Below are 11,725 nucleotides of genomic sequence, written 5' to 3'. Positions count from 1 at the left end.
CTTAGCAAAAATTAGCCAGTATAGAAATGTTTAAAGCCAGTGATTTTGGTCCTGATTTTTTATGGGGAGTTGCTACTGCGGCCGCGCAGATAGAGGGCGCCTCGAATACGTATGGCAAGGGTGCCTCTATTTGGGATACGTTTGCCAAGCGAACAGGCAAAATTAAAAAAGGCCACCAGCTTGATGTAGCCTGCGATTTTTACCATCGCTATCAGGAAGATATCGCCTTGGTAAAGACCCTGGGCTTTAAGGTTTTTCGCTTTTCTATCTCCTGGTCGCGGGTGTTGCCATTAGGCAAAGGGCTGGTTAATGAAGAAGGCATCCGTTTTTACCATAACGTGATCGACGAATGCCTAAGCCAAGGACTTATTCCTTATGTTACGCTGTACCATTGGGACTTGCCCGAGACCTTGTCTCAACTAGGTGGCTGGACCGTATTTAGTATCAATGCCGATTTCAATGAATTTGTGATGCTTTGTGGCAAGACCTATGGCGACAAGGTTAAAAACTGGATTGTGATTAACGAGCCATTTGGCTTTACTTCGCTCGGCTATATGCTTGGCGTTCATGCCCCTGGCGAAACCGGACTAACCAATTTTTTGGCAGCGGCGCAGCATACGGCCATTGCGCAGGCAGATGGTGGCCATATTTTACGCGCCGAAGTGCCAAACGCGCGCATCGGAACCACCTTTTCCTGCTCAGAAATCATTCCTTACACAACGAGTGCCAACGATTTGCTAGCCGCCAAACGGGTTGATTGCCTAATGAACCGTTTGTTTATTGAACCGACTTTGGGCATGGGTTTTCCAACGGCCGATTGGGATGTGTTGGAGAAATTTGCCGTGAGCCACTCTACCTGGCGCCATGTTAAGCGCATGACATTCGATTTTGATTTTATCGGCCTGCAAAATTATTTCCCTTTGGTGATCCGGTACAATGCGTTTATTCCGGTTGTACAAGCCTGGGAGGTCAAAGCCAAGAACCGCAACAAACCCCATACGGCCATGGGCTGGGAAATTAATGCCGACAGCTTTTATAACATCATCAAACAATTTGCCGGCTACCCGAAAGTGAAGGAAATTATGATTACCGAAAACGGAGCTGCCTTTAACGATAAATTGACGGATGTCCATGTCCACGACGAAGACCGTATCGCTTTTTTTAAACTGTATTTAGAAGCTTTGCTCAAGGCCAAAAATGATGGCATTAACATTACAGGTTATATGGTATGGACTCTGATGGATAATTTTGAATGGGCCGAAGGCTACCAGGCCAGGTTCGGCATTGTGCACAACGATTTCAAAACCCAGCAAAGAAGCATCAAAGACTCGGGCTATTGGTGGCAGAAATTCTTGGGTAATTAACTGCGGTTCCCAATAGTTAGGCTTACTTCGGCTTAGTCATCGTAAGATAGTCCATTTTTAGCGTAAGATATTATATTGTTGTAGTCTAAATTTCTCAGGATATTTAGGTATCTTCCTATACTGTTTTGTTTTTTACTTCGGTATAGCACTTTAACAACACGAAATTGTTTATGCTATCACAAAAAAAAATGCTTTTGGCCGCAGTTTTTGTAACGGCCACAGCCTTGGTTGCCTTCTCCTTGTTTTCTGCCGAAAAGCAGATTGATTTCAATGCGGATGTAAAGCCTATCCTCAACAAAAAATGCATCAGTTGCCATGGTGGCGTAAAGCAGCAGGGTGGCTTTAGCGTATTGTTTCGCGAAGAAGCCCTAGCAGCTACCAAAAGTGGCAAGCCTGCCATTGTCCCAGGTCATCCAGAGGAAAGCGAATTTATTAAACGCCTACAAACAGACGATCCTGAACAGCGGATGCCCTATAAACACGAGGCGCTGAGCAAAAACGAAATAGATATTTTAAGTGCCTGGGTTAAACAAGGTGCCAAATGGGGCAATCATTGGGCTTATGTGCCTGTAAAGCCGACACCTTTGCCTGATGTAGATAACAACTGGGTACGTAACGGCATCGATAAATTCATTTATGCCAAACTCGAAGAAAACAAACTCAAACCCTCGCCACAGGCCGATCGGGCTACCCTGTTGCGAAGGGTTAGCTTAGACCTGATCGGTACCTTGCCTTCAGAAAAACTAGCCAATTTGTACCTAAATGGCAAAGACGAAACAAAAGACTATCAGTTGCTGGTTGATTCGCTGCTGGCTTCGCCGCGCTTTGGCGAGCGCTGGGCTTCCATGTGGCTCGATATCGCCCGGTACGCCGACACCAAAGGCTACGAATCAGATCCCAACCGTAACATTTGGGCCTACCGAGATTGGGTAATCAAGGCTTTTAACAGCGATATGCCCTATAATCAGTTTGTGACCGAACAAGTAGCCGGCGATTTGTTGCCTAATCCTACTGATGCGCAATATATCGCAACTGCTTTTAGCCGCAATACGCCAACCAACGACGAGGGCGGTACCAATAACGAAGAATTTCGCACCGCGGCGGTACTCGATAGGGTAAACGCAACTTGGGAAGGGCTCATGAGCACCACTTTTGCTTGTGTGCAGTGCCACAGCCATCCTTATGATCCTTTTAAGCACGACGAATACTACCAGTTCATGTCGTATTTTAACAATACCAGAGACGAAGACGTACCCGCAGAATATCCTTTGCTCAAACAATTTAACGATTCACTGAGCCGCGAGCTGAAGCAACTCGAAAACTGGGTGGCCCAGGTAGCCACACTGCAAAGAGCCAAAGCCATCAGTCTTTTTCTAAAAACCGGACAGCCAGCTATTAACTCTACTACGGCCGATGAGCTGAAAAATGCGGTGATCGGCAATAACAACATCGCTTTGTTTTTTAAGAACAATGCCGTAGCCCGTTTAAAAGCGGTTGATTTGAACCAAGCAGATCAGCTGATTTTCAGGTACAATACCAATAAACCAGGTGGAAAGATGAGCCTCCATATCGATTCGCCAAACGGCCCCTTACTGGTTTCGTGGCCATTGGCTACTGGCCCAAGCTATCAAAATGTAGCTGTCGATTTTAAGATGCAACACGGTATTCACGATGTGTACCTGAGCTACAGCAATCCTGCAATCAAAAATCCCGACGAGTTTACGGTCTTTTTCGATTGGTTTCATTTTGCCCCACAATTTCCAGGAAAAGGCCAGCCTGGCTACGTGGCTTATCAAAAAACTTTCAACAATTTGCTGAATGCCAACGTGCCTACTACACCGATTATGGTGGAAAACCCTATGGCTATGCGCCGCAAAAACTACGTGTTCGAACGTGGCGCCTGGACTTCAAAAGGCAAGGAAGTAAAGGCAGGTGTACCGCATTCGCTCGCTTTTGCCATGCCTAAAAATGCACCTAACAACAGAATGGGTTTGGCCATGTGGTTAACCGACAAGCGCAATCCCTTGGTATCGCGAACCATGGTTAACAGGCTTTGGGAACAGCTGTTTGGCACAGGCTTGGTCGAAACGCTCGAAGATATGGGCACGCAGGGCATGCCGCCAACACATCAGGAACTGCTTGACTATATGGCCTATCAATTTATGAACTCCTACAACTGGAGCGTAAAAAAAATGCTCAGGGAAATGGTAATGACGGCTACTTACCGGCAGGATTCGAAAGTTTCGGAAGAGCTCAAGGAAAAAGACCTCTTCAATAAATTTTATGCAAGAGGAGCAAGGGTTAGGCTCAGTGCCGAACAGGTCCGCGATCAAGGCCTGGCCATTAGCGGGGTACTCAGTACCAAAATGTATGGTCCGCCAGTTATGCCCTGGCAACCTGAAGGCATTTGGTTTTCGCCCTACAATGGCGCCAAATGGATCAAAAGCAATGGCGAAGACCAGTATAGAAGGGGCATTTATACCTATTGGAAACGCACGGCTCCTTACCCATCGGCTATCGCTTTTGACGGGGCATCGCGCGTAGTGTGCAGTCCGAGGCGCATACGAACCAACACGCCTTTGCAAGCCCTGGTTACCCTCAACGATTCGGTTTATGTAGACATGGCCAGGCATTTCGCCTCGCGCATGCAACAGTCGGGAGGTCGCAACATAGCCCATCAGATTGCACAAGGCTACTCGGTGATTTTGTACAAGCCTATTCCTGCCAACAGGTTAAAGGTATTTGAAGATTTATATGCCAAGGCGTTGGCAACCTTTAAAAAAGATACGAAGGCGGCTTCGGCATTAATGGGCGATAAACAACAAGCCGCGAAACCCGAATCCGCCGCCCTGGTATTGGTGGCCAATGCCATGCTCAATTTAGACGAAGTGGTAACCAAAAACTAAAGAAACATGACCAGAGACGAACTGAATGCCCATAGATTGGTTAAAGAAGCCCAAGAAGCTATGTTGAGCGGCTTAAGCCGAAGACATTTTTTAAAGGAAAGCGCCTTTGGACTAGGTGCATTGGCCATGGGTTCCTTATTGGGAAGTTGCGGTGGCCTGTTTAGCAAGCCACAAACCCAAATCAGCTATGATCCAGCCCATCCGCTATTGCCCAAGTCGCCGCCTTTTGTGGGCAAGGCCAAAAGCGTAATCTACCTGCACATGGCTGGTGCGCCTTCACAATTGGAATTATTCGATTACAAGCCCGAACTGATGAAAATGGATGGCCAGGATTGTCCGCCTTCGCTATTGGCCGGAAAGAAATTTGCTTTTATTACCGGTGTGCCCAAAATGCTGGGGCCACAGGCACAATTTGCCCAACATGGCCAAAGTGGCGCAACCATTAGCGAAAACCTGCCCCATTTTGCGACCATGGCCGATGAGGTTAGTTTCTTAAAAGCCGTTAAAACAGACCAGTTTAACCATGCGCCGGCTCAGTTGCTGGTGCACACGGGCAGTCCACGTTTGGGCAGGCCAAGCATTGGCAGCTGGGTAACTTACGGTTTGGGAACCGAAAATCAGAATTTGCCGGGTTATGTGGTGCTGACCAGCGGTGGCAGTTTTCCTGATGCAGGTAAAAGTGTTTGGGGCAGCGGGTTTTTGCCGTCTGTTTACCAAGGCGTACAGTGCAGAAGCGAAGGCGATCCGGTATTGTTTATCAAAGATCCCGACGGAATGAACCGCGATTTGAGAAAAGCCTCTATCGAAGCCATCAACAAGGCCAACGAACAGCAATACCAAGAGTACAACGACCCGGAAATCCTATCGCGCATTGCACAATATGAAATGGCTTACCGCATGCAAATTGCCGCTCCGGAAGTCATGAACATTAACGACGAGCCGGCCTACATCCACGAAATGTACGGCACGCAACCGGGTAAGGCCTGCTTTGCCAATAATGTGTTGCTGGCGCGCAAACTGGTAGAAAAAGGCGTGCGCTACATTCAGCTGTTCGATTGGGGTTGGGATGCCCATGGCGATAACCCGACCAATTCGCTCAATATCGGCCTAAAAAATAAATGCAGGAGCATTGATAAGCCTATTACCGCCTTGCTGCTCGATTTGAAGCAAAGGGGCCTGTTGGAAGAAACCCTAGTGGTATGGGGCGGCGAATTTGGCCGTACACCGATGATGGAAAACCGCAATGGCGTACAGAACCCATTCAAAGGGAGAGACCACCATACCGAAGCTTTTACCATTTGGATGGCAGGCGGAGGCATCAAAAAAGGCTTTACCCATGGCGAAACCGACGAAATAGGTTATAGTGCCATCAGTGGCAAAGTTGATGCCTTCGATGTACAGGCCACCATCTTAAACCAACTTGGATTTAACCACGAAGAATTTACCTATCCGTTTCAGGGCAGGCCATTTAGGCTTACCGATGTGAGCGGCAAAGTAATCAATGAAATTATTGCTTAACCCAAAAATTATTCTTTCACTTACCTATTCAATCATTTTAACATCCAAACATGGCGCAAACCAGAAGAAACTTTTTGAAGCATACCACCGCATTAACGGCCGTAAGCCTGTTAAATCCGCTGGCCGAACTAGCTGCCCGTGAAATGCCTCGCATCGAGGCCAAAGCTGGCTATGAATTGCTGTTTATGCAAACCGATTGGGGTTTTGCCGGTAGTCGGGACGAATTTTGCGCTGCGGCTAAAAAAGAAGGCTACGAAGGTATAGAAGTCTGGTGGCCAGATAAAGCCGATGATCAAAAAGCATTGTTTGATGCCGTAAAAAAGCATAAGTTGCAAATAGGTTTCCTCTGTGCGGGCTATCAAGCCAATTTAACTGAGCATTTGGCGCTTTTCAAGAAAAACTTAGATGCCATTTGTGCCAATCCCTATCAGCAACCGGTGTATATCAATTGCCACTCGGGCAGGGATTATTTCACCTACGAGCAGAACAAACAATTTATCGATTATACCACGGCCAAAACAAAAGCCACGGGTATTCCCATTTATCACGAAACACACCGGAGCCGTATGCTATTTGCGGCCCACATCAGCAAGGATTTTGCCGAAAGAAATCCCGATTTGCGTTTAACACTCGATATTTCGCATTGGTGCAATGTGCACGAGAGCTTGCTGGCCGACCAGAAAGAAACGGTAGATTTCCTGTTGTCGCGTGCCGAACACATCCATTCGAGAGTTGGCCATGCCGAAGGCCCCCAGGTAAACGATCCGAGGGCACCCGAATGGGAGAACGTGGTGAAGGCACACCTGGCTTGGTGGGACAAAATCATCGAACGTAAAAAGCGACAAGGCGAACGCATGACCATTCTTACCGAATTTGGACCTGTTGATTACATGCCCGCCTTGCCCTATACCCGCCAACCCTTGGCCGATCAATGGGCTATTAATGTGTACATGATGAATTTGTTAAGGAAAAGATACCAGTAGCATGCTCGAATTATTAGGTCGTTTTCACCCCGTATTGGTGCATTTGCCCATCGGAATTTTATTAATCGCGTGTCTTTTCCTGTTGCTGAGCCTAAGTCCGAAATTCGAAACGTTAAAGCCTGCCATCGGCATAACGTTGTTTTTGGGCATGCTAGGTGCAGTGTTTTCTTGCATTACCGGTTATTTGTTGGCCCAAAGTGGCGATTATGATGGCAAATTGGTTGGCAATCATCAATGGATGGGTATCGCTACGGCGGTGATTTCGCTGCTGTTGCTGCTCGTTCACAAATATGCCAAATCCAACAAGATTTCGGGCATTACGGCTTTGGCGCTTATCGTGTTGATTTCTATTACCGGGCACTTGGGAGGCTCATTAACCCACGGTTCCGATTACTTAACGGCTCCGTTAAAAGAAGGCGGATCAAAAAACACGGCCGCCATTCCGCCGATTCCAAATATCCAAGAAGCATTGATTTACGAAGCCGCCGTTCAGCCCTTGCTTAAAAATAGATGCTACAGCTGCCATGGCAGCGAAAAACAAAAAGGCAAGTTAAGGCTCGATGCACAAGAGTTTATTTTAAAAGGAGGAGAAGGTGGTCATACAGTTGTACCGGGCAAAGCCGATGAAAGTGAATTGATCAAACGCCTACTGTTGCCTATCAGCAATGAAGACCACATGGCGCCTAAAGAAAAACCGCAATTAACAGCCCATGAAATAGAGCTTTTAAAATGGTGGATCAATAATGGAGCCCCGTTTAACAAGAAAGTTAAAGAGTTGAGCCAACCCGAAAACATCAAACCAATTTTGCTCGCCCTCCAAAAAGGGACAGCAACCGCTTCCGAAAATAAGCTGAGCCTTATTCCGGAGAAAGAAGTAGGTGCTGCAGAGGAGAGAGCATTGCAAACTTTGAAAAATGCCGGTATAATGGTTGTTCCGGTAGCCCAAAACAGTAATTATTTAAGTGCCAATTTTATCAATGCGGTTTCGCTGGCCGATACGGTAATGGACAAGATCAAGGCCATTAAAGAGCAACTGATCTGGGTAAAGCTTGATCATCCTTTAGCCAACGATGCCACTTTAAAAGGTTTGAAAGATTGCAAAAACATTAGCCGATTAAGTCTGAACAATAGCAAAATTACCGACGCTGGTTTGGCCAATCTAAAATCGTTAGATCAGCTACAATCTTTAAGTCTGGTAGGTACAAAAGTAACGGCAAAAGGCGTGGCACAACTCAGCGGACTTAAAAAACTACAGTATATCTATCTTTACCAAACACAGGTACAGCGAACCGATTGGAACAGCCTCAAAAAAACATTTCCCAAGGTAAAGATTGATTCGGGTAATTACCAGGTGCCAACCTTGCCAAAAGATACTACTGAAGTTAAAGTGGCGGTTAAGAATTAAACAGTTTTCATCATGTCCATTGGGTTATCGATAGAAATCGAAAAACTGTCGGGGCAAAGCAATTGCGATGCTGCTACAGAGTGGGCATTACGGCTATTGGCGAAAAGGCTTGTGGCGGTCCGGCAGAATACATTGCCTACAACAAGGAAATTAGATATAGAATTGTTCCCTAAAAAAGTAGCGCTCTATAACCAAAAGCCTTTAATGTGAAATGGCATGTAATGTCTGATGGTAGCTTGCCCATGCAGCCAAATGGGGCAACCTGCATTGAGGGCAAAGCGAAGCTGATTTACAACAATTAAAATATATTAGCCGATAACGGCAATCTGAATTACTTTACATAACTTGAGGTTTATGTTTTTAATGGTGTAATTATGAAATATCCTTTGTTAAAAAACTTCTATTTTGTAGCCTTTTTGATGTTTTTGCTTGCTTTGGCCAGTTGCGAAGAAAAAGATTTTCAGGGATCAAGGAGCAATGACGAAGCCGATTTGGACAGGCTAAAAATAGAAGTCGAAAAATTTTCGGGCCAAAGGGATTGCGATGGCAATACCGAATGGGGGATTTTAGCAATGACATCAAGTTCTTGTAATGGACCGATTGGATATATCGCCTACGATAAGAAGGTGGATGTACAGGAGTTAATTAAAAAGATCGCCGGTTATGTGAGAAAAAAAGAAGCTTTTGATGTGAAATGGAATAAAGGGCCAATGTGCCCCATGATTGTTTTGCCCAAAAGTGTGGCCTGTGTTGACGGCAAAGCGAAGTTAGTTTATTAACTTTGTAGTATGGACGATAAAATTGTAGTTTATAAAACTTTCGAAAGCCCAATGGAGGCCAACATTGTAGCCGCTAAATTAAAGGATGCCGGATTTAACTGTTTCCTTACCGGCGAAAACGCAGCTTTGGTTTATCCCGTTTTTGATACTTCTATTAGCGGCATCCAATTGCACGTATTTGAAAACGAAGTACAAGCCATAACCGAATTTTTGAACAATACCGATACATTAACAGAAGAAGAGTAATGGCTAGTCCATGATAAATAGATACAGTACAAACATCCTATAAAAAAATCCCGTTTCGATTTCGAAACGGGATTTTTTATGAATATCAGCTATCCAGATGGAGGTTTTCAAGCTTATGCCCTTAACCTTCCGCCTTCAACCTTTAGTATCAGGCTTGCGCCGCTTTAGCGGCCGCTTCTCTACGGATAATGTTCAAGGCGCCACCAGCTTTAAACCAATCAATTTGTTGGGCATTATAGCTGTGGTTAACCGTAATGGTTTCTTGTGTGCCATCTGCATGGTGCAATACCATTTGTAAAGGAACATTAGGCGCAAACGTAGTCAAGCCAATAATATCTAAGGTATCGTCTTCTTTAATTTTATCGTAATCTTCTTTATTGGCGAAGGTTAAAGCCAACATACCTTGTTTTTTCAAATTGGTTTCGTGGATACGGGCAAAAGATTTTACCAATACGGCACGAACACCCAAGTGGCGTGGCTCCATGGCCGCGTGCTCACGTGACGAACCTTCGCCATAGTTTTCATCGCCTACCACTACCGAGCCCAGTCCAGCAGCTTTGTAAGCACGTTGGGTAGCTGGTACAGGACCATATTCGCCGGTCAATTCGTTTTTAACGCTGTCTGTTTTGTCGTTAAAATAGTTTACCGCACCGATCAACATATTGTTCGAAATGTTGTCTAAGTGGCCTCTAAATTTCAACCACGGACCAGCCATGGAAATATGGTCGGTTGTACATTTGCCTTTGGCTTTGATCAGCAATTTCAGGCCTTTCAGGTCGGTACCTTCCCAAGCCGCAAAAGGATCTAACAATTGCAAACGGTGCGAAGTTGGCGAAACCAAAACCTGAACGCCGGAACCATCTTCGGCAGGTGCCTGATAACCGGCATCATCAACTGCGAAGCCTTTGGTTGGCAATTCCCAACCAGTAGGTTCATCTAGTTTTACTTGTTCGCCTTTATCGTTGGTGAGGGTATCGGTTAATGGGTTGAAGCCCAAGTCGCCGGCAATAGCCAAAGCGGCTACGATTTCTGGCGAGGTTACAAAAGCAAAAGTATTCGGGTTGCCATCGGCACGTTTAGCAAAGTTTCTGTTAAACGAGTGTACAATGGTGTTTTTTTCTTGTTTTTCGGCACCTACACGATCCCACATCCCGATGCACGGGCCACAGGCGTTGGTGAAAATGGTGGCGTCAAGATTCTCGAAAGTAGCCAATAGGCCATCGCGGTTAGCAGTGTAGCGTACTTGTTCAGAACCTGGATTGATCCCAAATTCAGCTTTTTTGGCCAAGCCTTTGTCAATTGCCTGTTGGGCAATAGAAGCTGCGCGCGACAAATCTTCGTACGAAGAGTTGGTGCAAGAACCGATCAAGCCCCATTCAACCTTGGTTGGCCAGCCATTGGCGGCGGCCACTTCTTTCATCTGCGAAATAGGGGTAGCCAAATCTGGTGTAAAGGGGCCGTTCAAATAAGGCTCCAATTCAGATAGGTTGATTTCGATCAATTGATCAAAGTATTTCTCCGGATCGGCGTAAACTTCTGGGTCGCCGGTTAAGTAAGAGGCAATGCCATTGGCCAAGTCGGCCACTTCTGCACGGTTGGTTGCGCGTAAATAACGCTCCATGCTGGCATCGTAGCCAAAGGTAGAGGTGGTAGCGCCAATTTCGGCACCCATGTTACAAATGGTGCCTTTGCCGGTACAGCTCAGGTTTTCTGCGCCGTCGCCAAAATATTCAACAATAGCTCCGGTACCACCTTTTACGGTTAAGATACCCGCTACTTTTAAAATCACATCTTTGGCCGAAGTCCAGCCACTTAATTTGCCGGTTAGTTTTACACCGATCAATTTAGGGAATTTAAGCTCCCAAGGCAATCCGGCCATCACATCGCAGGCATCGGCACCGCCAACACCAATGGCCACCATTCCCAAACCACCGGCGTTTACCGTATGGCTATCGGTACCGATCATCATACCGCCCGGGAAGGCGTAGTTTTCTAAAACCACTTGGTGGATGATCCCAGCACCTGGTTTCCAGAAACCAATGCCGTATTTGTTAGATACTGATGACAAGAAATCGAAAACTTCGGCACTTTCAGTTTTTGCGTGAGGCAAATCGATCTCGGCACCCGATTTTGCGGTAATCAAGTGGTCGCAGTGTACCGTAGAAGGAACAGCAACTTTTGGCCTGCCGGCTTGCATAAACTGCAAAAGCGCCATTTGCGCCGTCGCATCCTGCATCGCTACCCTGTCTGGAGCAAAATCTACATAATCGGTACCGCGAACAAATGCCGTATTGGCATTGCCGTCCCAAAGGTGTGCGTATAATATTTTTTCTGAAAGTGTTAAAGGCCTGCCAACTACTTTACGGGCCGCCTCTACACGACTGCCAAAGTTTGCATACACCTTTTTAATCATTTCTATATCAAAAGCCATTGATAATTGGTGTTAAAAGGTAATCTATTCGTCTAATTGGTAGCGAATTTACAAAAAAAATAGGCTTAAAGATATCATCTGTATCTCCTAATA

General features: G+C 46.0%; 8 protein-coding genes. 7 read left to right on the top strand and 1 reads right to left on the bottom strand.

Annotated features, from left to right (window positions below; genetic code table 11):
• The first annotated feature begins 26 nt into the window (after positions 1–26).
• From AC6H1S_RS14490 to AC6H1S_RS14460, 7 genes are all read left to right on the top strand, one after another.
• Positions 27–1,364 (top strand): GH1 family beta-glucosidase, encoded by a 1,338-nt coding sequence (locus AC6H1S_RS14490; protein WP_497564059.1) that lies wholly within the window; start codon positions 27–29, stop codon positions 1,362–1,364.
• Between the two features lie 170 nt (positions 1,365–1,534).
• Complete coding sequence (locus tag AC6H1S_RS14485; RefSeq protein ID WP_497564058.1) at positions 1,535–4,270, top strand: DUF1553 domain-containing protein; 2,736 nt, start codon at positions 1,535–1,537, stop codon at positions 4,268–4,270.
• Positions 4,271–4,276: 6 nt separating this feature from the next.
• On the top strand, positions 4,277–5,788 hold the full coding sequence (locus AC6H1S_RS14480) for a DUF1501 domain-containing protein (protein ID WP_497564057.1): 1,512 nt from the start codon (positions 4,277–4,279) through the stop codon (positions 5,786–5,788).
• A 50-nt stretch (positions 5,789–5,838) separates the two neighbouring features.
• Positions 5,839–6,771, top strand: coding sequence for a sugar phosphate isomerase/epimerase family protein (locus AC6H1S_RS14475; protein WP_497564056.1), 933 nt, complete (start codon positions 5,839–5,841; stop codon positions 6,769–6,771).
• 1 nt (position 6,772) lies between these two features.
• A complete protein-coding gene (locus AC6H1S_RS14470; RefSeq protein WP_497564055.1) occupies positions 6,773–8,176 on the top strand; it encodes a c-type cytochrome domain-containing protein in 1,404 nt (467 codons plus the stop codon).
• Positions 8,177–8,595: 419 nt separating this feature from the next.
• Positions 8,596–8,955 (top strand): hypothetical protein, encoded by a 360-nt coding sequence (locus AC6H1S_RS14465; RefSeq protein WP_497564054.1) that lies wholly within the window; start codon positions 8,596–8,598, stop codon positions 8,953–8,955.
• Positions 8,956–8,964: 9 nt separating this feature from the next.
• Positions 8,965–9,201 carry a hypothetical protein gene (locus tag AC6H1S_RS14460; protein ID WP_199138255.1) on the top strand — a complete coding sequence of 79 codons (237 nt, stop codon included), beginning with the start codon at positions 8,965–8,967 and terminating at the stop codon, positions 9,199–9,201.
• A gap of 148 nt (positions 9,202–9,349) precedes the next feature.
• Here AC6H1S_RS14460 and AC6H1S_RS14455 read toward each other — a convergent pair whose 3' ends face one another.
• Positions 9,350–11,632: an aconitate hydratase gene (locus tag AC6H1S_RS14455; protein ID WP_497564053.1), complete on the bottom strand. Its 2,283-nt coding sequence runs from the start codon at positions 11,630–11,632 to the stop codon at positions 9,350–9,352.
• Positions 11,633–11,725 lie beyond the last annotated feature (93 nt).

The organism is Pedobacter sp. TM02 (assembly GCF_059705275.1).
The sequence above is the reverse complement of the archived record's forward strand: the minus strand, read 5'-3'. Positions and strand labels throughout refer to the sequence as shown.